A 24,324-nucleotide genomic window follows, 5' to 3' on the forward strand; every position below is an offset into this window, starting at 1 on the left:
AGGAATAAGATGACTTCACTAGCAGAAAGCGGAAAAAAGAAAATAGAATGGGTAAAAAAACACATGAAAGTCTTAAACTATTTAAAAAATCTATACCAAACAGAAAAACCCTTTGAAGGAGTAAATGTAGCTATAAGCATCCATTTAGAGGCAAAAACAGCTTACTTAGGAATAGTTATGCACGAATTAGGTGCCAATGTTGCTATAACAGGAAGTAATCCATTATCCACCCAAGAAGATGTCGTAGAAGCTCTCAAAGAATATGGACTCAACGTCCATGCGGAAAGAACTTTAGATGAATCAGTCTATTGGAAAAACATCGATAAAATATTAGAAACTAACCCTAATATAATTTTAGACGATGGAGCAGATTTGGGAATAACCTTAATAGAAAAACACCCTGAAAAAGTAAAAAATCTCTGGGGAATATGTGAAGAAACAACCACAGGTGTAAAAAGATACAAATCCCTTTTCAAAGAAAATAAATTACCTGTACCTGTGATTTTGATAAACGATTCTTACATGAAATATTTGTTCGATAACAGATATGGTACAGGCCAATCAACGTGGGATGGAATTATGAGATCCACCAATCTTTCTGTTTCGGGAAAAGTAGTAGTTGTGGCAGGATACGGCTGGTGTGGTAAAGGCGTTGCTATGAGAGCAAAGGGATTGGGCGCTAACGTAATAATAACTGAAGTTGATCCAATAAAGGCTAACGAAGCGATAATGGATGGCTTTAGGGTTATGAAAATGGATGAGGCGGTAAAATATGGGGATTTTTTTGTTACGGTGACAGGTGACATCGATGTAATAACGAAAAGACACTTTTTAGAAATGAAAGACGGGGCAATTCTTTCCAACGCAGGACATTTTGACGTTGAAGTAAAGGTTAAAGATTTGGAAGAAATTGCAGTAGACAAAATCAATGTAAGAAACGGAGTAGAAGAATACAAATTACCAAACGGGAAAAGCGTATTTTTATTAGGACAAGGAAGACTGGTTAACCTAGTTAACGGCGACGGTCATCCCGCTGAAATAATGGATCTTTCATTCAGCTTACAGTTAGAAGGCGCAAAATACATCAAAGAAAACCACCAAAATATGAAAGTAAATCTTTCCCCAGTACCTTATGAAATAGATGAAAAAATAGCACAAATCAACCTAAAAACATTAGGAATTGAGATAGACACCTTATCCAAAGAGCAGCAAGTTTATTTAAATAGTTGGAAATAATATAGAGGGGGGACACCTTTAGGTGTCCCTCTTACTCTACAAGATCCGCATACATTGGGAAACGTTGACAGAGAGAAATAACATCTTTTTTAATTTCTTGTGCTAAATCTTTATCTATATTTCCTTCTTCATCAAGAACATTGTTTGCAACTTTTGCTATCATTGAGGCGATTTCTTTCATTTCTTCTTCTTTCATCCCGCGTGTGGTAACCGCAGGGGTACCAATCCTTATTCCACTAGTCACAAAGGGTGACAACTTTTCTTTCGGGACAGTATTCTTATTGACCGTAATATCACATTGTCCTAAGGCGTTTTCAAGGGCTTTCCCTGTTATATTCAGCTCAGAGAGATCCACCAAGATCAAATGCGTATCCGTTCCACCTGAGACGATTCTCAAATTTTGATTAGAAAGTTCGTTGCTTAAAGCTTTAGCATTTCTCACTACTTGTTTTTGATATTCTTTGAAGTTTTCACTCATAGCTTCTTTAAAGGCAACAGCCTTTGCAGCTATTATATGTTCTAAAGGACCACCCTGTATGCCTGGAAAAATAATTTTATTGATCGACTTATAAATATCACTATCATTTGTTAAAATAATTCCACCTCTTGGTCCTCTTAAAGTTTTATGGGTCGTCGAAGTGACAACATGTGCATACTCAACTGGGTTTGGATGAATACCAGCAGCAACTAATCCCGCAAAATGGGCCATATCAACCACTAAATAAGCACCAACTTCATCGGCTATCTCTCTAAATCTTTTAAAATCTATTATCCTAGAGTATGCACTTCCACCTGCCACGATAACTTTAGGTTTTGCATTCTTAGCAATTCTTTCAACTTCATCATAATTGATAGTTTCTGTTTCTTCATCAACGCCATAAGAAACAACATTGAACAACATACCTGAGAAATTTACAGGGGCGCCATGGGTTAGATGGCCACCATGACTCAACGACATTCCCATTAATGTATCCCCAGGTTTCATAAGTGCAAGATAAGCACCCATATTTGCTTGAGAACCTGAATGAGGTTGAACGTTTGCAAACTTTGCATTGAAAAGTTCTTTTGCCCTATTTCTTGCAAGTGTCTCAACTTCATCTATATATTCACAACCTCCGTAATATCTTCTTTTCGGATAACCTTCAGCGTATTTATTAGTAAAAATGCTTCCTGCAGCTTCCATAACGGATTTTGACGCATAATTTTCTGATGCGATCAATTCTAAACCATACTCCTGCCTTTTAAGTTCTTTTTGAAGGATCTCGTATACTTTGCTATCAGAACCCTTTAAAGTTTCCCACACTGGCAACACCCCTTTTTTAAAATTGTAAGATAACTTATAAAATAATTATATTTCTAATATTTTAACACACTATTTAGTTTTCGAAATTAATTAAGGTCTTTTATCATATCTCAATGTTAAATTTTTATGATGAAATATTTTTCATGAAATTTTTTTCATATCGGTAATAATCACTTCTAATCAACTATAAACGTCTGTAATTGGTTGTAATCGACTTTGACTTATCTCCATTATTTGATTATAATCGAATTGTAGGGTAAATAATAAATAAGGGGGACAAACTATGAACTATGAAAAAAAGTTTTCACAAGTTGCAAAAACTGCAAAAGTAAACATTATAAGGGAATTATTAAAGGTAGCTTCTGATCCGGAGATGATATCATTTGGTGGGGGTGTACCTGATCCAGAGACCTTTCCTCGAGAAGAATTAGGAGAAATTGCTGCAAAAATTGTTCAAGAGGAGTACAAAATAACTCTTCAGTATGGTCCCTCCGAAGGAGATAATGAATTAAAAAATGCTTATATAAATTTACTAAAAAAACATGAAGGAATAGAAGGTGTATCTCCAGAGAATATGTTAGTAACTGTTGGCTCCCAACAAGCCTTGCAGTTGATAGGTCTGACCTTGCTCGATGAAAATTCTTACTGTGCTGTTGGAAAACCGGTATATTTAGGTGCAGTCAGTGCTTTTAAACAAATGTTTCCTAAATTTTTGGAAATACCCCTGGAAGATGATGGGATGAATGTGGATATCCTTGAAGAAAAATTGGACGAGTTAGTAAATAGGGGAGAAATTGATAAGTTTAAATTCGTTTATGTAGTACCAACGTTTCAAAATCCTGCAGGAGTAACTATGCCACTACAAAAAAGAAAAAAATTGATTGACTTAGCTCATAAGTACGATTTTTTGATTGTCGAAGACGATCCATATGGTTCGTTGAGATTTGAGGGCGAGCCAATTCCTTCGATTTATTCCCTTGAGCCAGAAAGGACGATCTTATTGAATACATTTTCTAAAATTTTGTGTCCAGGTCTGAGAATTGGGATAATTATTGCTTCAACGGACTTGTTAAGAAAGTTAACAATTATAAAACAAGGGGTAGATCTATGTACCCCATCGTTGACCCAGAGATTAGCAGCTAGATATCTCCAAGCTCACGATAGGATCGAACAGTTAAAACCCACATTAGAACTTTATAAGTCAAAAAAAGACACTATGTTGGATGCGTTGGAAAAGGAGTTTGGTGGTATGAAAGGGGTGAGCTGGACTCGCCCTGAAGGTGGTCTCTTCATATGGTTAACTTTTCCCGAATGGGTAGATACTATGGAAATGTTTGAAGAAGCAAAGAAGAACAAAGTATTGTATGTTCCCGGAGAAGCATTTTATGTAAACGAAGTCGAAAAAAATCACATGCGATTATCTTTCTGCCTTCCTTCGCACGAAGAAATAAATGAGGGTATAAGAAGATTGAGAAAAGTTGCAGAAAATTATGTAAATGCGAATTCGATGCGGAGCAAATCCTAAAAAACTGATTATAGGAGGAGCTTTATGTATAAAATATTGGTTATAAATCCAGGGGCAACGTCCACAAAGCTCTCGATTTTTGAGGATGAGAAAGAAGTAATCTCAGAAAGTATAGAGCATCTCAGTAGCGAGATAGAAAATTGCAAAACAATTATGAACCAATTACCCTTTCGTAAAAAGTGTGTTGAAGATTTTCTAAAAAGATACAACATATCTATCAATGAATTGGATGCGATAGCTGCTCGAGGTGGGATACTCCCTCCTATGGAAAGCGGTACTTACCGAGTGGATGAGAATATGGTTAATTACCTTAAAACCAAACCAAGAGTTGAACATGCATCTAACTTAGCTGCTGTAATAGCCATTGAACTATCAAAAAGTTCCTCGAAAGACTTGCCAGTTTTCATCACCGATCCCATTTCTGTTGATGAGTTTATTCCAGAGGCGAGAATATCAGGAATACCTCAACTTGAAAGGCACAGTTTATTTCACGCTTTGAATATGAAAATTGTTGCGAGATTTGCAGCAAAAGAATTGGGCAAAGAATATGAAAAATGTAATTTTGTTATAGCTCACTTAGGTGGTGGGATCTCCGTCGGTGCCCAAAGGAAAGGCTTTATGATCGATGTTAACAACGCAACAGATGAAGGACCTTTTAGCTCACAAAGAACGGGAGAACTACCAATGGGTGATCTGGCAAAATGGATTTTTAACAACATGCATTCTTACTCCAAAAACGATGTCAAATCTACGTTTGTAGGAAAAGGGGGTTTGTTTGCGTATTTAAAAACAGCAAGTTTAAAAGACGCTTTAAAACTTGCAGAAAAAGATGAATATGCAAAGTTAATCGTAAAAGCCATGGCGTACCAAGTTGCAAAGGAAATAGGTGGGATGGCAGCAATCCTAGGTGGAGATCTCGATGCCATTATATTAACTGGTGGAATGGTTCACAGTGATTATTTTGTTGAATTGATCAAAAGAAGAATCGATAAGTTAGGTGTAGTAATGGTTTATCCTGGAGCTTATGAAATGGAAGGGCTCGCTTTAGGAGCTTTGAGAGCTCTCAATCAATTAGAAAACACAAAGGTTTGGGAGGGTGAAAATATTTTATGAAAGTTGAGAATATTAGACAAATTATCGAATTAGTAAAACATGAACACAGATCAAAAACCATTGCCGTGGCAGCTGCCGAAGATGATGTCGTCTTGAAAGCTGTTCAAAAAGCAAAAGAAATCGATTTATGTAACTTTATCTTGTATGGTGATAAATTAAAAATCCAACAAATCTCAGAAGAAATTGGACTTGACACTACTAACATAGAAATCAGAGATGCTTCAACCCCTCTTGAAGCAGCAAAAGGAGCAATACAAGCAGTTGCCAATGGAGAAGCCGATCTGCCTATGAAAGGAAAACTGACCACCTCTGAGATTTTATCGGTATATTTAAAGGATGAATATGGTTTAAAAACCGGAAAAACAATGAATTTAGTTTGTGCCTTTGAAATACCCAGATACCACAAGTTGTTGATAATCTCTGATGCCGGTATGGTGATAGCTCCAACTCTTGAACAAAAAGTAGATATTATAAACAACGCTGTTTCAGTAGCCCATAAGTTAGGTATAGAAACACCAAAAGTTGCCGTTGTAGGGGCATTAGAAAAGGTTAATCCAAAAATGCCTGTAACAGTTGAAGCAGCAATATTAGCTCAAATGTACAGAAGAGGTCAGATAAAAGGGTGCATTGTAGATGGACCTTTCGCTATGGACAATGCTATATCTAAAGAAGCAGCTATACACAAAGGAATAAAAAGCGATGTCGCTGGAGACGCAGATATATTAATCATGCCCGATATAGAAGCAGGAAATATATTATATAAAACCTTGGTATATTTCGCAGATGCAAAGCTAGCAAGTTCAGTTGTAGGTGGCAAAAAACCAGTGGTTTTAACATCTAGAGCCGATAGTGACGAATCCAAACTAAACGCTATAGCGTTTTCAATATTAATGTCTTAAATTTAAAAAGGAGAATTCATATGTATAAAATTCTCGTTATAAATCCAGGGTCCACATCGACCAAAATTGCTGTTTATGAAGATGAAAATCAAAGGCTAAAAAAAGTCATCAATCACGATGTCAATGAATTGAAAAAATACAAGAGTGTTGCCGATCAATACGAATTTAGGAAGAATACGATTTTACAGTTTTTGAATGAAGAAGGAATAAACTTATACACTTTTTCAGCCATCATCGGGCGCGGAGGTCTCTTAAGACCTATACCAAGTGGGACTTATGAAATAACCGATCAGATGCTCGAAGAATTGCAAAGTGCTAAATACGGAGAACACGAATCGAATTTAGGGGCTCTAATAGCAAGCGAATTAGCAGAACATATTGGTGTAAAAGCTTATATAGCCGATCCCGTTGTGGTGGATGAGATGGAAGATTTAGCAAGAGTTTCAGGTCATCCTCTCTTTCAGAGAAAATCGATTTTTCATGCTTTAAATCAAAAAGCTGTGGCAAGATTGCTCAGTGAAAAATTAGGCCGTAATTATCATGACTTGAATCTCATCGTTGTTCATATGGGCGGGGGAATATCCATTGGAGCACACAAAAAAGGTAGGGTAGTTGATGTTAACAACGCTCTTGATGGAGACGGTCCTTTTACCCCCGAAAGATCAGGAACGTTACCCCTTGTTGGGTTTATAGACCTTTGCTATTCAGGGAAGTATTCTGAAAAAGAAATAAGAAAGCTCATAAAAGGTAATGGGGGGTTAATTGCTTATTTAGGTACCAATGACGTGAGAGAGGTAGTAAAAAGAATAAAAAGTGGCGATAAAAATGCTGAATTAGTATATTTCGGATTGATACATCAAATAGTTAAATGGATAGGGAAAATGTCTGCGGTATTGAATTTTGATGTAAACGCCATAGCTTTAACCGGAGGAATGGCATATGAAAATGAATTTCTTGTTCCTCAAATAAAAGAGAAAGTAAGTTTTATCGCTCCCGTTTATGTGTTTCCTGGAGGAGACGAAGAAAAAGCTTTAGCCCTAGCGGCGCTTAGAGTACTAAAAAAATTAGAACCAGCAAAAATCTACTAATAAGGGAGCTCTAAATACATGTTGAAGAATTTATTTAAAGATTATCAAGTTCATATTTTCATTGGAATGTTTGGTTCCGGAAAAACAGAAGTTTCTATCAACATAGCCTCAGAGCTAAAAAAAGAACACAATAATGTTGCGATTGCGGATTTAGATATCATAAGCCCGTACTTTCGGGTCCGCGATAAAATAAAAGAACTGAATCAAAAAGATATTAAAGTAATCACTCCCCCAACAAAATACTTGCACGCAGATGTTCCCATTGTTCCTGGTGAAATAGGAGGATACATAACAAACCAAGATTATAAAACGGTAATAGATGTAGGGGGAAACGAAGACGGTGTAAAAGTTTTAGGATCTTTAAAAAATTATATAGATAATGCAAAATGTGCCCTGTACTTTGTAATCAACACGAGAAGACCTTTTATGGATAATAAGGAATATATAATAAAAAATTTGCAATCCTTGGAAAGTAGCTCGAGATTAAAAATTAATTATTTAGTTGTAAATTCAAACATTCAAAATGAAACAACTAAAAAAATCATAGAAGAAGGAGAAAACATAATAGAAGAAGTTTCCCAAATAACAAATATTCCCGTTGCATTTACAGTAATATCAAAAAACTTAGAAGACAAGATAAATACCAAGTTTGAAAAATTTGTGATTCAAAGATTCTTTGAGAACTATGGTTTTTGCTGATCTATGCAAAAAGCATTGTTTGCAATGCTTTTAAAGTAATATCCAAACCCTCATTTGTTTTGCAAATGATGTTACGCGAATTTGGGGGTTTTTAAGGGGGTATCCCCTTTTGCAGCTCTGTGCAAAATGGTTCTTTATAATAAATTTAAATTTGGGGGTTTTTAAGGGGGTATCCCCCTTAATGCCTATAAATGATTGGAGGGAAAACAATGAAAGAAACAAAATTCTCAATTGAAATTGATAAAGAAAGATGCAAAGGGTGTGGACTATGTATTGAAGCTTGTCCCAAAGATGTCCTTGAATTTTCTAAAGCATATAACAACAAAGGTTATCATCCAACACAAGTTAAGAACATTGAAAATTGTATAGGATGTGGTTTTTGCTATCAAATGTGTCCTGATGTATGTATAACTGTAAAAGTATTAGAAAAGGCAAGGAGTTGATTTTTATGGAAAAAGCCGAAAAAGTTATGGTTAAAGGTACCGAAGCAATAGGTGAAGCTGCAATAAGAGCAGGATGTAGATTATATTTTGGTTACCCTATCACTCCTCAAAGTGAATTAACAGAATACATGGCAAGAAGATTACCTGAGGTAAATGGAACTTTTTTACAAGCTGAAAGCGAAGTGGCAGTTTCAAATATGATATATGGAGCAGCTAGCACTGGAAAAAGAGTTATGACTTCCACTTCTTCCCCTGGATTCTCTTTAATGCAAGAAGGGGTTTCTTACATAGCGGGGGCTGAACTTCCATGCGTTTTTGTAAACGTTGTGAGAGGTGGGCCAGGATTGGGAGATATACAACCAGCGCAATCAGACTATTTTCAAGCCACAAAAGGTGGTGGGCATGGCGATTATAAGTTGATCGTGTATGGTCCTGAATCCCTTCAAGAAGCTGTTGAATTGACTATTCGAGCTTTCGATGTAGCCGATAAGTACAGAATACCGGTGTTACTATTGACAGATGGATTACTTGGTCAAATGATGGAACCAGTGAAATTCCCCAGCTTTAAAAATCTAAACACTTTACCCGATCATTCAGATTGGGCATTGACTGGAACAAAAATGCAGCGAGAACCACACAGAGTTACATCCTTTGATTTAGACCCCGTAAAATTAGAAAAAATGAATATTCAAAGACATGAAAAATACAAAACAATAGTAAAAAAAGAAAAATTATTTGAAGAATATAAATTAAACGATGCAGAAGTTGTGCTGGTTGCCTATGGAACAATGGGAAGAATAGTTAAATCAGTTGTGGATACTGCCAGAGAAAAAGGCGTAAAAGCAGGGGTATTTCGCCCAATAAGTTTATGGCCATTTCCATATGAAGAATTGGGAAGATACACTGAAAACGCTAAATTGTTCTTCACCATAGAAATGAGTTTCGGTCAGATGTTGGAGGATGTAAGACTGGCAGTCAACGGAAAAAAACCAGTGGAATTTTATGGAAGAACGGGTGGAGTAGTTCCAACCCCAGGAGAAGTATTGGCAAAATTAATGGAATTAGTTTAAAGGAAGGTGAGATTAATGGCCTATGCAGAAAGATTTAAAGCACCAACCTCATTAAGTGAAAAAGAGTTTACATATTGTCCAGGATGTTCTCACGGAATTGTTCATAGATTGATCGCTGAAGTAATTGATGAGCTAGAAATACAAGGTAAAACCATAATGGTTGCACCTGTTGGATGTTCCGTATTTGCTTATGAATTTTTTGATGTAGATGGCACCGTAGCAGCTCACGGAAGGGCACCTGCGGTAGCTACTGGTATCAAAAGAGCAAGTCCAGATAACGTTGTTTTTACATACCAAGGGGACGGTGATTTAGCAGCTATTGGAACCGCAGAAATAATACATGCTGCCAATAGAGGTGAACTCATTACAACAATTTTTATAAACAATGCTATATACGGTATGACAGGAGGACAAATGGCACCAACTACCCTTTTAGGAATGAAAACTACAACTACCCCATATGGAAGAAAAGAAAATATTGAAGGGTATCCTATTCATGTTTCAGAGGTTCTAAAAGAATTGTCAGGAGTTGCGTTTCTAGCTCGTACAAAAGTTACAACTCCACAAGACGTAATAAAAACAAAAAAGTATTTAAAAAGGGCTTTTTATGCTCAACTCAATAATATAGGTTTTGGTTTAGTTGAAGTTTTATCAACATGCCCCACTAATTGGGGATTAACACCCATAGAATCTATGAAGTGGTTGGAAGATAATATGGTAAAAGAATTTCCTTTAGGTGTATATGTCGATAAAGTGGGAGATGTTTACTAATCATCTTATATCCCCTTGTTCTTACAAATATCAAAGGAAATAAATAAATGGAGGTGTTTTTATGTCATACCATGGATTAATAGCCGCTGGTTTTGGTGGACAAGGTGTAATGCTTTTCGGTCAAATAATTTCTTTAGCGGCCATGATTGATGGAAAATATACCACATGGCTTCCATCATATGGACCTGAAATGCGAGGTGGAACTGCAAACTGTACGGTAATAACTTCTGATGAATACATTGCGTCACCGGTGTTAGATGAACCGAATGAAGTTGCTGCGTTTAATATTCCGTCTATGATAAAATTTGAAAAAGTATTGAAAGAGAATGGGCTATTGTTGATCAACTCTTCTGTGATCGATAAAAAACCAGAAAGAGAAGACATATATTTAGTTAAAGTACCTGCTAATGAAATAGCGGACGAACTAGGTAATTTAAAAGTTTTAAATATGGTTATGCTTGGAGCTTACTTAAAAGCAACACAAGCAGTCAGCTTTGAAGCCGTAGAAGAAGCTTTAAAAGAAAAATTAACAGGGAAAAAGGGAAAATTACTAGAAATAAACCTAAAGGCAATAAAAGCGGGTATGAAAGAAACTGTAAAATAAGAAAATAAAATAATAAATGCTGGAAAATTTCCGGCATTTATTATTTTTGATGGCGGAGAGAGTGGGATTTGAACCCACGGACAGCTTTTAACCGTCACACGCTCTCCAGGCGTGCGCCTTCGACCACTCGGCCATCTCTCCATAATAGTCATTAACTTTTCCAAAATTTATTATATCATAATAATCCCTTACCGTCAACCAGCCACAGAACTAATTGTCGTTATATTTTAGATAATCCTAAATTAGGAACAACATCCAAATCTAAGGTATCAAACATGTTTCTTATATACTTTTCATACCCAGCACGACATATCATCGCTGCATTATCAGTACATAACGATTGTCTTGGATAATAGATATTCATTTTGTCTTTAAAAGCATTTAATTTTTCCCTCAACAGGGAGTTTGCAGCAACTCCTCCTGCGATCACAATGTCTTTTATATTTTCTTTTATTGCAAATTTAGTAACTTTATGAACAAGAGTGTTAATTATCGCTTCTTGAAATGAAGCTGCAATATCTTCTTTTTTCGCCTGCGGATAATCTCTCACAAAATACAAAACTGATGTTTTTAAGCCGGAAAACGAAAAGTCGTATCCTCTATCGTACAACGGCCTTGGAAAATCGTACAATTTTTGAGCATTTTTTGAAATTTCATCTATAACTGGCCCTCCGGGATAACCCAAACCCAAAATTCTTGCGACTTTATCAAATGCTTCCCCTACCGCATCATCACGTGTTTCTCCAATTATATTAAAATCCAAATAATCTTTCACCAACAAAATTGCTGTATGTCCACCGGAGACTAATAATGTGACAAAAGGAGGTTTCAATTTTGGAAAATCAAGAAAGTTAGCGTATATATGGCCCATTAAATGGTTTACACCAATTAACGGTTTACCCAAGGATAAAGACATCCCCTTAGCAAAACTCACTCCAATAAGTAAGGCCCCAATTAATCCAGGGCCAAAAGATACACTAACTGCATCTATGTCATTTGGGGTAATTTGTGCCTCTTCGAAGGCTTTTAAACTTAATTTGTACAAAACTTCGACATGTTTTCGAGCTGCAATCTCTGGTACAACTCCTCCAAATATCTTATGAACATCGATCTGCGAATAAACTAAATTAGAAAGCAATTGATCTTTACCTTTTAATATTGCAACAGCAGTTTCATCACATGATGTTTCTATTCCAAAAATGATTGGCTCTTTTTCACTTTCTCTGTTCAAGCAGTTTCCTTCCTTTTAACAGCTGGTTTTTTCTTATTTACTACCTCTTCATCTATAACAATTTTGTTAATTTTATTTTTTATCTCAGGCGCTTCATACATTATATCAAGCATTATCTCTTCGAATATCGTCTTTAACGCCCTTGCTCCTGTTCCCCGTTTCAAGGCTTGAGAACATATCTCTTTCATGGCTTCCGTTGTGATTTCTAGTTTTATACCTTCTATTTCCAACATCTTTTGATATTGCTTGAATAAAGCATTCTTTGGTTCCATAGCTATCTTAATAAGGTCTTCTTCATCCAAATCGTTAAGTGTTGACACTACAGGGAATCTACCTACAAATTCTGGAATTAATCCATACTTAATAAGATCATCTTGAACAATATTCCTTAAGATCTCACCATCTCTTTGTTTATTATTACTTTTTATGTCTGCTCCAAATCCTAAAGAAGAATCCTTTACCCTATGCTTTATTATGTCTGTTAAACCATCAAAGGCCCCTCCTGCAATAAAAAGGATCTTCGAGGTATCTATTTGGATAAATTCTTGGTAAGGATGTTTCCTTCCTCCTTGAGGAGGAACGTTAGCTAAAGTTCCTTCAACTATTTTAAGTAATGCTTGTTGTACCCCTTCACCAGAAACATCCCTAGTAATTGAAGGATTTGGTGATTTTCTAGCTATTTTATCAATTTCATCGATATAAATTATTCCTTTTTCAGCTCTTTTTACGTCGTAATCACAAGCTTGCAAAAGTCTTAGTATAACGTTTTCAACATCATCTCCAACATAACCAGCTTCAGTTAAAGTTGTTGCATCCGCGATGGCAAAGGGAACGTCTAATATCTTAGCCAAAGTTTGAGCAATCAAAGTTTTTCCAGTGCCAGTAGGTCCGATCATCAAAACGTTAGATTTATCTAACTCAACGTCGGTAATATTCTTTGAAGAAAATATTCTTTTGTAGTGATTGTAAACAGCCACAGAAATTATTTTCTTAGCTGTCTCTTGACCAATTACATATTTATCCAGCTCTGATTTAATCTCTCTTGGAGTAGGAAGAGTTTCAACCTTTGTTTCATTCTTTTCCCCGTTTTTTGCCTTATTTTCTTCAACTAACTCTTGAAAAAGATTTATACACTCATCACAGATATAAATGCCGTTTGGCCCAGCAATTAAGGCTTCTGCCTGGCTTGATGGTTTTCCACAAAAAGAGCAATACTTTTCTGACATTAATAATTCCTCCTGTTATGTGTTTCTTACTTCATATAAGATCGAGACTAATTATACCATTTCTTTGTTAAAATAACTTTATAATAAACTCATGTATTTATCCCCACTATCTGGGGCAACGGTAACAATTCTTCTCCCTTTTCCCATTCTATCCGAGAGTTTGATCGCTGCCGCTATGTTTGCACCTGAAGATATCCCCACAAATAAACCTTCGTCTTTTGCAAGTTGCTTGGTCATTTCAATAGCTTCTTCATCATTTATCTGCATTATTTCGTCTACTAAATTCATATCTAAATTATCAGGAATGAATCCCGCTCCTATGCCTTGAATCTTATGTTTACCAGGGTTACCTCCCGATATAACGGGCGAATTGGAAGGCTCTATAGCAACTATTCTAACACATTCTGAGAATGCTTTTTTCAACGCCCTTGCTACCCCGGTTATCGTTCCACCGGTTCCTACACCTGCAACAAAGGCATCCAAAGAATAGTCCATCTGTTTGATAATTTCAGGCCCTGTAGTTACTTCATGTGAATATGGATTGGCAGGATTTGAAAACTGGTTAGGCATATATCCTTTTGTTTCGTTCACAATATCTAAAGCCTTGTTAATTGCCCCTTTCATTCCTTGATCAGCGGGAGTAAGTATCAATTCGGCACCAAAAAACTTTAAGATTTTCTTTCTTTCTTCACTCATGCTTTCAGGCATAGTTAATATGACTCTATAACCTCTGCTTCTACCAATTGCTGCCAAAGCTATACCTGTGTTTCCGCTCGTAGGTTCGACAATTATATTTTGGCTCTCATTAAGCTTGTTCTTAATTTCACCATCACTTATCATAAAAAGAGCGGGCCTATCTTTTACACTACCTGCAGGATTATTTTTTTCTAATTTAACAAAAACTCTTCCTGGTTGAATAATTTTTGATAAGGTAATAATCGGAGTGTTCCCTATCGAGGTGTAAATCAAAAAAATCACCTTCCATCTTATATTGTTTGAGATTAAATCAAAAAAATTATCTTACTCTTGCAAATGTTTTCAGACGTTCCTAGATGAATTATCTAAATTACAAAATCCGAGTTTATTGTATTGTTTAAGTCATAGTAATTAGAAGACGGACAATTGGTTTTTTTGATCTTTGCTGGTATACCAACTGCCAAGGATTTAGGTGGCACATCCATTAAAACAACGGAATTAGCACCAATGACCGATTCATCTCCTATGTATATGTGTCCAAGAACCTTAGCTCCGGCACCGACCATCACATTTTTACCAACTATAGGGTGCCTTTTTCCGGTTGTAACATTTTTAGCTCCCAGAGTAACCCCATGATAGATCAACGTCCCACTACCTACACTCGCTGTTTCTCCAATAACAACACCAAAACCGTGGTCAATAACTACCCCTGGTTCAATATAAGCTGCGGGATGTATATCCATAGAATGTAATATCTTACTTAACACATATATAATGTAAGCAATAGGATATATTTTGTACCTATAAAAGAAGTTAGCAAAACGATAGGCAATCAAACCATGAAGAGAAACCGAGGTGAAAAAAACTTTCCACTTATTTTTGGCCACAGGATCCTTCTCAATGTACATATCTAAATCTTTTGACAAAGCTTTGAATATTCTCCCAAAATCCCGAAAAAAATTTAAAAAACCTTTCATTAAATCACTCCCCGGCTAAATTAAATATAACCAAAACTGTCGACATTACAACAAAATTATATCTTAATTTCTTTTCAAGAGAAAGATGTTTTTCTAAATTACTGTTAACGCTTTATCTCGGGGAGATAATTTAGTTAAGTTACCTTTCTGAACTCTTGAACTAAAAAACTGGCTTTTTTTTCGTTTTTCTTTTCTGCCAAAACTAATTCTTTGGGGGATAAGTAAAATATTATATTTTCTGACATTCTAGATAAAATTGAGCGAATTTTTCTGATATGTATCGTGATTAGATATTGATTTTCAAAAGAATAGGACAATTTAAAAGAAATTTTTGAATTATTGTTTTCTTTGTAAATGTAACTGTTTCCTTTATTTAAGAGTAAGTAGGCAATATTACTTTCAGAAAATGTTACATATAGTTTTGATAAAACCTTTTTTAATTCTTTTGTGTTCATCTCTTTTTCTTCGACAAAGCTCTTTTGCGTTACCAACAAATTTTTATTGTAAGAAGGTATGGCTGAACATATTTTAATGAATATTCCTGGCATCTTTAATACAATATCTTTTTTGTCTATACCAAACTCAAGGATAGAACTTTTTTTCAAAAGGTTTAAAGACTTAACTATATGACGGGCGGAAATAAACGGAATTTCCCTATGAAACTCCTCCCTGATATTTCCGTAAATGCTATTTAATTTATAATAATTACTCAAATACCCAAAAATTAAATTATCATTGAACGTAAAAAAGTCAATGATATCCCCTTCGTTGGCAGAAGCAGAAACAAAATCGAGTTTATTTAGAAAAGACCCTATATCTTTTTTGATTAATAAGGTAAATTCTCTACTTACTTCGATTTGTTTGGTGTCTATCTTTTCAATTTTACTATTCAATGTGATTCCTTGAATTTCGAATGAGATGAGACTATCTTCTACCGTTATTTTGACCAAAGAATCATCTTTTAATTTTTTATCCCTTATAATTCCCTTTAAGTATTGAATTGGAACGGAAGCAACCCCATCAAACGGAAGAAATTCTTTGGTAACGTTCAAATACAGCTTGGCACAACCATCTGTTGCATAAATTTTAAGGGCTCTGTCATAATAAAAGTAAGCATTTCTGAAGGAGGGCTCAACGGAACCACAGAATGCGTCAAGAAGTTTTGTAATATTTTTTAATTCACCATAAGTCAACCAACCTTCCATTTATTTCATCCTTTAAAAAGTGACATTTGATTTGTTTCCGGTAAGCCTTTCAACACGCCTAATTCTCTTAAAGTTTCCACATTCGTCTTGTTACACCCACTCTTTGCAGCAAAATCTTCTATTGATCTAAAACCATTTTCTCTTGACTTAAGAATATTCTCTGCTGCTTTTTCACCAAGATTCGGTACTTTGATAAAAGGCACAATCAGAGAGTTTCCTTCTATTAAAAATTTTTTCGAATCAGACTTGTACAAATCAACCATTTTAAAATCATAACCTCTTAGCATCATTTCCAACGCTAACTCTAATACGACCATCTCATTTTTTTTACGCACATCCAGATCCATATTACGCAGTTCAAATATCCTTTTTTTAATGGCTTCTCGACCGGAGAAAATAACTTTTAAGTTGAATTCATCACCTTTGACGGTAAAATACGTAGAATAAAACGCTAAAGGATAATGAACTTTAAACCATGCTATTCTAAAAGCCATGCTAACGTAAGCAGCCGCATGAGCTTTTGGAAAGAGATATTTAATTTTTTGACAAGAGATGATAAACCATTCAGGCACATTTAATTTTTTCATTAATTCAATGTCTTCTTCGTTGATACCTTTGCCTTTTCTCACCTTTTCCATTATTGAAAAAGCACTTTTAGGTGGAGCACCTTTGGATAATAAATAATTCATTATATCATCTCTACAAGAAATTACCTCATCTAAAGTAGCAATCTTTCTGTCGATCCAGTTTTTAGCTATCCCTGCCCACACATCGGTGCCATGGGATAAACCAGATATTCTTACTAATTCAGAAAAACTCTTTGGCCTTGTGTCTTCCAACATCATTCTGACAAAGGTAGTGCCAAATTCTGGGACCCCTAACGTTCCAACAGTTGTACCTAATTCATTTTTTAAGTCTATTTTCAACGCTTTTGTAGAGGAGAACAAGCTCAAAGTTTTTTTATCGTCCATTGGGATCGCTAATGGGTCTACTCCAGTTAAATCAGACATCATTTTAATGAATGTGGGGTCATCGTGACCAAGTGCATCTAATTTTACAAGATCGTTATGTATAACGTGGTAATCAAAATGGGTGGTTTGAACACTTGATTTAGTGTCATTGGCAGGGAACTGAATTGGTGTATAATTGTAAACTTCATCTTCTTTTGGAACTATCATTAATCCACCAGGATGTTGCCCTGTTGTTCGTTTTACCCCTGTTATCGCCTTGACTATTCGCGTTATCTCGCTATTCTTCACAATTCCTTGCTCTTCGCAATATTTTTTAGCAAAACCAAAGGCCGTTCTGTCTGCAATTGTTGATATAGTACCTGCCCGAAAAACATGGCCTTCTCCGAACATTTTTTCAATGTATTTATGCGCCATGTTTTGATAATCTCCAGAAAAATTCAAATCTATATCAGGTATTTTGTCACCTTCAAACCCCATGAATGTTTCAAATGGTATATCTTGACCATCTTTTTTCATTTTAGTTCCACATTTTTCACATTTTTTATCAGGAAGATCATAACCAGAACTTATTTCCTCATTATCAAAAAATTCTACGTTTTTACAATTTGGACATATATAATGAGGAGGTAAAGGGTTTATCTCGGTTATTCCCAGCATCGTAGCCACCAAAGAAGAACCAACAGAACCTCTGGAACCCACCAAATATCCATCCTCTAAGGATTTTTTCACTATTTTTTGAGCAATTAGATACAGTACAGCATACCCATGTTTTATGATGGATTCTAGTTCTCTGTTCAAACGGCTTTCAACGATTTTTGGTAAAGGATTGCCATATATTTCATAGGCTTTTTCCTTTGCAAGTTTTTCAATTTCTAATTCAGCGTTCTCTATCTTTGGAGGATGCAGTTTGTTACTAAGTGGCTTTATTATTTCTATCTGATCTGCAATCTCGTTAGTATTGGTTATGACAATTTTCTCTGCTATTTCTTTATCTTCAAAAATTCGTTGAGCTTCTTCTACCATCTCATCAGTTGTACGCAAGTATCTGTGTGCAGTGGAAGTTTTTCTCTTTTCTGCAACTTTTAATGCGTTGTAAAAAATCTGATCTTCTTTATCTAGGTAATGGGCGTTTGAAACCATAACAACAGGCATGTTTAATTCGTTGCCAAGGTTATATATATCCCTATAAATCTTTTTTAACTGTTCTTCTGAAATAGATCTGTCTGATAATGCATCTAACGGGGTTAATTCCAAATAATCGTAAAATTTGGCAATTTCGAGAATTTCATCATGAGATCCACCCCTGAGATAGCTTTGAAAGATTTCTCCTTCTTCTGCTCCACTACCTATCAACAAACCTTCTCTCATTTGAGATAATTGGCTTTTTAAAATTCTAGGAACTCTGTAAAAATATTTTATGTGGGCATTTGAAACTAGTTTATAAAGATTCTTAAGGCCTGTTTTGTTTTTTACTAAAATAGTCATCGTACTTGGTCGAATTCTTTTAAAATCTATGAATTTTTGTAATTTTTCAAGATCCGACAACATTTCAACATCCATACCTGCCGTGAGGCCGTTTTTATTTTTCAGTTTTGCCATTTCTATCAGTTTCAAAAACACTAAGGCGGTTATATAGGCGTCTTCATGAGCCCTATGGTGTTCAAAACTCCCAAGCTTTAACTCCTCAACTACCTTATCAAGCCCATACCCTTTCAACGTTAACAGAGATTTTGAAAGAGCTAAAGTATCAATATAAGTCTGCTCAAAGTGATCGTTATAGACCTTCCTAACCCATTCTCGTAAAAAACGGTAATCAAAGTCTGCGTTGTGGGCAACTAACACTGTACCTTCTATGAAACTCAAAAATTGAGGAAGGACTTCCTCTATAGGTCTTTCAACTTCCAACATCTGATTCGTTATACCTGTAAAATTAGTTGTAAAGTTTGAGACAGGTTTTCTGGGCTTTACTAAACTATGAAACTTAGACACTATTTTCATATTCTTTATTTTTACAGCCCCGATCTCTATAATTTCGTGCATGGCAGGCTCTAATCCTGTAGTTTCCAAGTCAAAAACAACAAACTCAGTTTCACTTATTTTCTTATCTTCCCCGAGCAAACTTATAATATTGACAAATTCATCAACGACATAGGCTTGCATACCGAAAATAGGTTTAATACCTTCAGCAACAGCTTTTTCATAAAATTCTGGAATACTCTGAACGACCCCAGAATCGGTTATAGCTACCGCTTTATGGCCCCAATTTTTTATGGTCTTTACTACTTCCCCCACATCGAGTAACCCTTCCATCGCACTTAGTTTTGAATGTAAATGAAGCTCCACCCTTTTTGTGGGGTATTTATCTTTCCTTTCAAGGGTTTCTTCTTTTAACTTAACTATATTCATAGGTCTAATTGCAAATTCATGACTAAAAGAATCGTAAAAAATAATACCTTCAATTAATACGTTATCTCCCTCATCTAATTCTTTGTTTAAATTATTAGCCGTTTCAGAAAAGGTTTTTACAACAGCGGAACTTTTTTTATCAGTAATGAAAAGAGTAGATACAGGTCCTTTTTCATTGTACTCTTTGTAAAATATTTTCCCGTTAACTACAACGTTACTTCCTTCATTTGAAGGAAGCATCGATAACGGTAGTGGTACCTTTTTAAAATCTCTCCCTATTATTACAACCCTTTCGACTTCAGCTAATTTTTTCGAGGTTTCATAATCAGAAGATAAATTACTATCTTGGGAATAATGGGTTTCATAACCTTCATCAATAAAAGTTGGTTTTAAACTTTCATCTATAATGATTTCATAAGGGATTTCTTTCCCAAGATATTTAAATAAAATATTATCCAATTCTTCTTTTTCCTTTGTTAATCGGTTTTTTACTATCGGCGAGTACGTTTTAAATACTATTTTGTTTTCTTGAGAATATTCAGGTTTTAAAAGTCTTAGATAATCTTTTAAACGAAGATTCATTATCAATTGATGCCAATTATTAACTATAAATTCAGGTCCTTCATCATTTGTAAAAGAGATTTTTACATCTCTCTTGAGAAGTCTGGTAAAGAAAAGCTTTAATGAAGCCTCATCTATATCTTCACTTAATTTCTGTAAATTGATTTCAACCTCTTTGTCTTTCACGATGATTTTCCCATTTAATTCAAAAGGAATGAACCCCACATTTTCCTTTAAGAAATCTTTAATATCCAGCATTTTTGAAGCTCCTCCTAAAATTTCCATGGCAAAAAGCCGTGGCTAACGCATCTGCTGCATCATCTGGAGTTGGTGTTTTTTCCAACTTCAATAATAATTTTAAGGTTCTCTGTATCTGCCCTTTTTCAGCTCTTCCATATCCTGTAACAGCCTGTTTTATCTGAAAAGGTGTGTATTCATAAATCGGTATATTTTCTTTTTCCAAACAAAGTAGAATAACGCCTCTAGCCTCTCCAACCTGTATAGCGGTTGCAACGTTTTTAAAAAAGTACAATTTTTCTACAGCAGATTCATCAGGCTTATAGGTTTGTATTAAATTCCTAAGTTGTTCGTCTATGCTCAGCAACCTTTTTGGAAGTTCTTCTTCCTTGCTGGTATATATTACACCATAATCGATAAAATTGAAAATGTTACCTTTTTTTTCAAGGACACCATATCCAATTCTTCCATAACCGGGATCTATACCCAGAATTACCATTTAAGATACACTCCAAATACATTCAATTTCTTCTATCTCTTTGGGGATTGCCCTTGATAAATTTTCGCATCCGTTCTCAGTTATAAGAAGATCGTCTTCTATACGCACGCCGATACCCTCTTCCTCTATGTACAAACCTGGTTCGTTGGTAATAACCATTCCTGGTTTTAAAGGCATATACTTGTCACCTACGTCATGGGTATCTAAACCCAAAAAGTGACTCACAGAATGAAAATAATATTTTGAAAGTTCTTCATCGGTTTTAATCAATCCTATCTTTTTACAACTTTCTGCTAATGATTTCTTTGCAATTTCATTCAATTCAAAAAGGGTTAAACCTGGCTTGGCTTGTGACTGAACTTCTTTCTGGGTATTTAAAACAATTTGGTAAATTTCCGCTTGCCTTGGAGAAAACTTTCTGCTTATTGGGAAAGTTCTGGATATATCGCCGCTATAGTAATTATATTGTGCTCCCAAGTCCAGCAAAACTAAATCTCCTTCTTGTATTTTTCTTTCGTTGGCAGAGTAATGTAGAATCGTGGAGTTAGGCCCTGAAGCTACTATTGGTTTAAATGCGAAATCTTTTACCCCGTTTTTTCTCAAAGAAAAATCAAAATATGCTTCGAGCTCGTACTCGTACATTCCAGGCTTTGAATTTTTTATTATGTTCAAAATTCCTTCTTTTGTAATTTCGATAGCTTTCTTAATATTTTCTATTTCTTCTTCGTCTTTAATAGTCCTCAAATCTGCTATTTTTGTTGAAATATCTTTTATACAAACATATGGAAACAATCTTTGTATTTCTTGAGCAATTTGCTTTTCTTTTGTCATATTCTCCCAATGAGGAGATTTTAAATACAAATATACATTTTTAATATTAGACCTTGATAGGGTGTCTCCAATATATCCATTGAATTCATCCAAAAAAGATATATCTTCTTCTTGAATTTTACTCAATTTAGAACAATGCTCTTTACTTGGTTTTTTACCAACCCACCTAGCTAACTTTGGATCGTTTCTTTCTATGAACAGTTTTTCAACAACTTTTGATTCGGTTTTGCTAATTACTAAATAAGCGTTTTCTATGTCCAAATCAGTAAAATAATAGAAGTTTCGATTCGGGGTAAAGTTATAGGTTTCGTCTGCGCTTTTTACTGGGCTCTTTCCTGAGTAAAGAATCAACATCGAACCTTCTTCTAAACTGTTTAATATTTTTTCTATTCTACTTTTTACATCAGCCATATCGAATCCCCCTAACACGAAAAAAATTGTTTGCTTCTAATCTACGATTTATTATATCATTAAAATGTGATACTTTCATTCTAAAGAAATTACTTTTTTAGACGATTATATTTTAGGAATCAGAATTAGACACTTTAGAAATTAAATAATTTTAAAAAACAAGATTTTGATTTTAAAAGGGTCACAGGGTGGAGCCCTCCCCGACCCAGCCGGGCGGGCTGCTGGGCAAAGGAGAGCTAAAAATGATGGAGGTATTTTAAAAATTTTTGAATTTTAGAAGTATGCTTTAAAGCAAATTTCAGAGTTTCTAAAGTCAGTATGTCAGAATAAAAAGGAGTGGTTATAATGTTTGATGATGAGAATATAAGGTTAAAAATAAGTGGGTTAAAAAGTGTTAATTTAGATATTCCTGCAGAAAAGTACAATACTTTTGAAGAGATGGTGCAAGATTATATTAACAAAACACAAGGTGTGTTGACTAAAATAAAGATCAACGAAAAAGAGATTCCCCTAAGTTATTACGATGAAATAAAAGATTCTTTTTTTGAAGGTGGAGAAGAGATAGAGTTGGAATTCACGTCAAAAAAAGAAGTTTTGTTCGATCTTATCTCCCAATCACTTGAATACATTAGTAAGGTTAGGGAAAATTTAGAAAGGGTTTCAAAAGAAGTTTTGCTTAATACAAACGAAGGGCATAAAATGCTTAACAGTATTGCAGAAGGTTTACAAGCACTATTAAACGTTATACAACAAACACGAGCTTTCAGTGACGAAGCTTTTTACAACCCTGGAGACTTAGACTACGTACAAAATGTTGTCCAAGACATAATTAAATCCCAAAGCGAACAAGATTATTTAGAACTCTCAGACATCATCGAATTCGATTTCAACGAAGTTTTGTCAACCTTTGAAACGATTTTAAAAAATGCTCAAAAAACTCTTGAAAGAAAAGGGGTGTAATTTGAATGTACAATAATAATCAAAACGCTAACTATTATTTTGAAAACAGTATAAAAACAGCTAGCCCCGCAAAATTAGTCGAATTATTGTATCAAAATTCAATCGAAAGAATAAATAAGGCAATAAAAGCTATCGAGAATAAAAATCTTTCCGAGGCTAACAAACAGATTATAAGGGTGGAAGACATAGTTACAGAACTTAACGTCTCGTTGAATCTTGAAAAAGGCGGAGAGATAGCTAAAAATCTCAGAGCTCTATACAATTACATGTATCAAAGACTGTTAGAATCAAATAACAAAAAAGATATTGAAATCTTAAAAGAAGTAAGATCTTTTCTACAAGAGCTCTTAGATACCTGGAAAGAACTATTGAAAAAAGAACTCAAAACTTCCCGCGAGTTAAACGCTAAATCTGTCGATCCTAAATTTGATCTTCAATATTAAATTAATAAATTCAAAAACCCTCCCAAATCATATACGCTTGTTGGAGGGTTTTTGTTTAATCGATTTTAAAATCTATGCCATCGTAGATTTTCAACATCTTTATTTCGTGAAGTGACGGCTCCAAAAGCCTTTCTTCAAGAATTTTATCGGTATCTATACTTACCTGTGCAATTACGTCTTCTTCATCCCCCAATTTAATGAGGGTATCTCCGTGTGGATCAACAGCTATGGAATTTCCGCAAAAAGGGATCGAATCTTCAGAGGGTTTACCAACGGCGTTTACCCCAATTGCAAACAGTTGATTATCTTGTGCCCGGGCGGATGTTCTTACCTCTACTAATTTTTCAAAACCTTTTGGAACAGCAGATGTAATTATTAGTATTTGTGCCCCTCTAAGGGCCATTATCCTATATAATTCAGGAAAAGCATGATCATAACAAATTGATAAACCTATTTTTATACCTTTCCAATCTATTATTTCTATAGACGTTCCTTCGGAAAGTCTAAACTTTTCTTTTGGAAAAACAAATATTTTTCTATACTTACCAAGCAATTTACCTGAATCATCTATTAAAATCGAGGTATCGTAATACTTACCAATTATTAACGGGTCTTTTTCTAAAATGTTTGCAACAATAGAGACATTGTATTTCTTTGCAATCCTTATAATTTCTTGAGTAGTTTCTCCTTCTGGTATTAATTCGGCAAGATTTTCAGCGTAATTGTTAATATTTTCTAGATCGTATCCTATGTTAAAAAACTCTGGTAGGATGTATAAATCCGCTTTTTTTACTTCTTTTGAAATCAATGAGTCTAGCTTTTTAAGGTTTGTTTCTTTGTCGTTCAATTTTGAACTTAATTGCACTAAACCAAATACTTTTTTCATAATGATGCCCCCAGTATTATATATAGATATGAA

The 24,324-nt window shown here is 34.9% G+C and carries 22 protein-coding genes and 1 tRNA gene; 12 read left to right on the forward strand and 11 right to left on the reverse strand.

Features of this window, described 5'->3' with window-relative positions; translation table 11 throughout:
* Window positions 1-9 precede the first annotated feature (9 nt).
* Window positions 10-1,236: an adenosylhomocysteinase gene (locus AA80_RS07355; RefSeq protein WP_103877147.1), complete on the forward strand. Its 1,227-nt coding sequence runs from the start codon at window positions 10-12 to the stop codon at window positions 1,234-1,236.
* A gap of 31 nt (window positions 1,237-1,267) precedes the next feature.
* Here the strand turns inward: AA80_RS07355 and glyA are convergent, their stop codons facing one another.
* A complete protein-coding gene (gene glyA, locus AA80_RS07360; protein WP_103877148.1) occupies window positions 1,268-2,539 on the reverse strand; it encodes a serine hydroxymethyltransferase in 1,272 nt (423 codons plus the stop codon).
* Window positions 2,540-2,822: 283 nt separating this feature from the next.
* Between glyA and AA80_RS07365 the strand changes: the two genes are divergently transcribed.
* The 9 genes from AA80_RS07365 (at window position 2,823) to AA80_RS07405 (ending at window position 10,751) form a co-directional block, all read left to right on the forward strand.
* The gene (locus AA80_RS07365) at window positions 2,823-4,064 is read left to right on the forward strand and encodes an aminotransferase-like domain-containing protein (RefSeq protein ID WP_103877149.1); all 1,242 of its coding nucleotides are present in this window, start codon (window positions 2,823-2,825) and stop codon (window positions 4,062-4,064) included.
* Window positions 4,065-4,088: 24 nt separating this feature from the next.
* Window positions 4,089-5,177: a butyrate kinase gene (buk, locus tag AA80_RS07370; protein WP_103877150.1), complete on the forward strand. Its 1,089-nt coding sequence runs from the start codon at window positions 4,089-4,091 to the stop codon at window positions 5,175-5,177.
* Window positions 5,174-6,076 carry a bifunctional enoyl-CoA hydratase/phosphate acetyltransferase gene (locus AA80_RS07375; protein WP_103877151.1) on the forward strand — a complete coding sequence of 301 codons (903 nt, stop codon included), beginning with the start codon at window positions 5,174-5,176 and terminating at the stop codon, window positions 6,074-6,076. The genes buk (AA80_RS07370) and AA80_RS07375 overlap by 4 nt, the downstream gene beginning before the upstream one ends.
* Before the next feature lie 20 nt (window positions 6,077-6,096).
* A complete protein-coding gene (buk, locus tag AA80_RS07380; protein WP_103877152.1) occupies window positions 6,097-7,164 on the forward strand; it encodes a butyrate kinase in 1,068 nt (355 codons plus the stop codon).
* An 18-nt stretch (window positions 7,165-7,182) separates the two neighbouring features.
* Window positions 7,183-7,863: a cobalamin biosynthesis protein CobQ gene (locus AA80_RS07385; RefSeq protein ID WP_103877153.1), complete on the forward strand. Its 681-nt coding sequence runs from the start codon at window positions 7,183-7,185 to the stop codon at window positions 7,861-7,863.
* A 209-nt stretch (window positions 7,864-8,072) separates the two neighbouring features.
* A complete protein-coding gene (locus tag AA80_RS07390; protein WP_103877154.1) occupies window positions 8,073-8,306 on the forward strand; it encodes a 4Fe-4S dicluster domain-containing protein in 234 nt (77 codons plus the stop codon).
* A gap of 5 nt (window positions 8,307-8,311) precedes the next feature.
* Window positions 8,312-9,376 (forward strand): 3-methyl-2-oxobutanoate dehydrogenase subunit VorB, encoded by a 1,065-nt coding sequence (locus tag AA80_RS07395; protein ID WP_103877155.1) that lies wholly within the window; start codon window positions 8,312-8,314, stop codon window positions 9,374-9,376.
* A 15-nt stretch (window positions 9,377-9,391) separates the two neighbouring features.
* On the forward strand, window positions 9,392-10,147 hold the full coding sequence (locus AA80_RS07400) for a thiamine pyrophosphate-dependent enzyme (RefSeq protein ID WP_103877156.1): 756 nt from the start codon (window positions 9,392-9,394) through the stop codon (window positions 10,145-10,147).
* 61 nt (window positions 10,148-10,208) lie between these two features.
* Complete coding sequence (locus AA80_RS07405) at window positions 10,209-10,751, forward strand: 2-oxoacid:ferredoxin oxidoreductase subunit gamma family protein (protein ID WP_103877157.1); 543 nt, start codon at window positions 10,209-10,211, stop codon at window positions 10,749-10,751.
* A gap of 50 nt (window positions 10,752-10,801) precedes the next feature.
* Here the strand turns inward: AA80_RS07405 and AA80_RS07410 are convergent.
* From AA80_RS07410 to AA80_RS07450, 9 genes are all read right to left on the reverse strand, one after another.
* Window positions 10,802-10,892: transfer RNA gene (locus tag AA80_RS07410), tRNA-Ser, on the reverse strand.
* Window positions 10,893-10,971: 79 nt separating this feature from the next.
* Window positions 10,972-11,982, reverse strand: a complete 1,011-nt coding sequence (gene tsaD, locus AA80_RS07415) for a tRNA (adenosine(37)-N6)-threonylcarbamoyltransferase complex transferase subunit TsaD (protein WP_103877158.1) — start codon at window positions 11,980-11,982, stop codon at window positions 10,972-10,974.
* Window positions 11,979-13,208 carry an ATP-dependent Clp protease ATP-binding subunit ClpX gene (clpX, locus tag AA80_RS07420; protein ID WP_103877159.1) on the reverse strand — a complete coding sequence of 410 codons (1,230 nt, stop codon included), beginning with the start codon at window positions 13,206-13,208 and terminating at the stop codon, window positions 11,979-11,981. The genes tsaD and clpX overlap by 4 nt, the downstream gene beginning before the upstream one ends.
* 78 nt (window positions 13,209-13,286) lie before the next feature.
* Window positions 13,287-14,177: a cysteine synthase A gene (cysK, locus tag AA80_RS07425; protein WP_103877160.1), complete on the reverse strand. Its 891-nt coding sequence runs from the start codon at window positions 14,175-14,177 to the stop codon at window positions 13,287-13,289.
* Window positions 14,178-14,269: 92 nt separating this feature from the next.
* Entirely contained in the window at window positions 14,270-14,881 is a 612-nt protein-coding gene (gene epsC / locus AA80_RS10360; RefSeq protein WP_103877161.1) for a serine O-acetyltransferase EpsC, read from the reverse strand.
* Between the two features lie 134 nt (window positions 14,882-15,015).
* Window positions 15,016-16,086 carry a hypothetical protein gene (locus AA80_RS07435; RefSeq protein WP_103877162.1) on the reverse strand — a complete coding sequence of 357 codons (1,071 nt, stop codon included), beginning with the start codon at window positions 16,084-16,086 and terminating at the stop codon, window positions 15,016-15,018.
* A gap of 5 nt (window positions 16,087-16,091) precedes the next feature.
* The gene (locus AA80_RS07440) at window positions 16,092-20,282 is read right to left on the reverse strand and encodes a PolC-type DNA polymerase III (RefSeq protein ID WP_103877163.1); all 4,191 of its coding nucleotides are present in this window, start codon (window positions 20,280-20,282) and stop codon (window positions 16,092-16,094) included.
* Entirely contained in the window at window positions 20,269-20,760 is a 492-nt protein-coding gene (ruvC, locus tag AA80_RS07445; protein ID WP_103877164.1) for a crossover junction endodeoxyribonuclease RuvC, read from the reverse strand. Before ruvC ends, AA80_RS07440 begins: the two co-directional genes overlap by 14 nt.
* Entirely contained in the window at window positions 20,761-22,002 is a 1,242-nt protein-coding gene (locus AA80_RS07450; RefSeq protein ID WP_103877165.1) for an aminopeptidase P family protein, read from the reverse strand.
* Between the two features lie 345 nt (window positions 22,003-22,347).
* On the opposite strand from AA80_RS07450, the gene AA80_RS07455 reads away from it, so the two are divergent.
* Together AA80_RS07455 and fliS are read left to right on the forward strand one after the other, a co-directional pair.
* Window positions 22,348-22,962: a hypothetical protein gene (locus AA80_RS07455; RefSeq protein WP_103877166.1), complete on the forward strand. Its 615-nt coding sequence runs from the start codon at window positions 22,348-22,350 to the stop codon at window positions 22,960-22,962.
* Window positions 22,963-22,967: 5 nt separating this feature from the next.
* Window positions 22,968-23,405: a flagellar export chaperone FliS gene (gene fliS, locus AA80_RS07460; RefSeq protein ID WP_103877167.1), complete on the forward strand. Its 438-nt coding sequence runs from the start codon at window positions 22,968-22,970 to the stop codon at window positions 23,403-23,405.
* A gap of 55 nt (window positions 23,406-23,460) precedes the next feature.
* Here fliS and AA80_RS07465 read toward each other — a convergent pair whose 3' ends face one another.
* Window positions 23,461-24,291 carry a carbon-nitrogen hydrolase family protein gene (locus AA80_RS07465; protein WP_103877168.1) on the reverse strand — a complete coding sequence of 277 codons (831 nt, stop codon included), beginning with the start codon at window positions 24,289-24,291 and terminating at the stop codon, window positions 23,461-23,463.
* Between the last annotated feature and the right edge of the window lie 33 nt (window positions 24,292-24,324).

Source organism: Petrotoga sibirica DSM 13575 (assembly GCF_002924625.1).
GTDB classification, from domain to species: Bacteria; Thermotogota; Thermotogae; order Petrotogales; family Petrotogaceae; genus Petrotoga; species Petrotoga sibirica.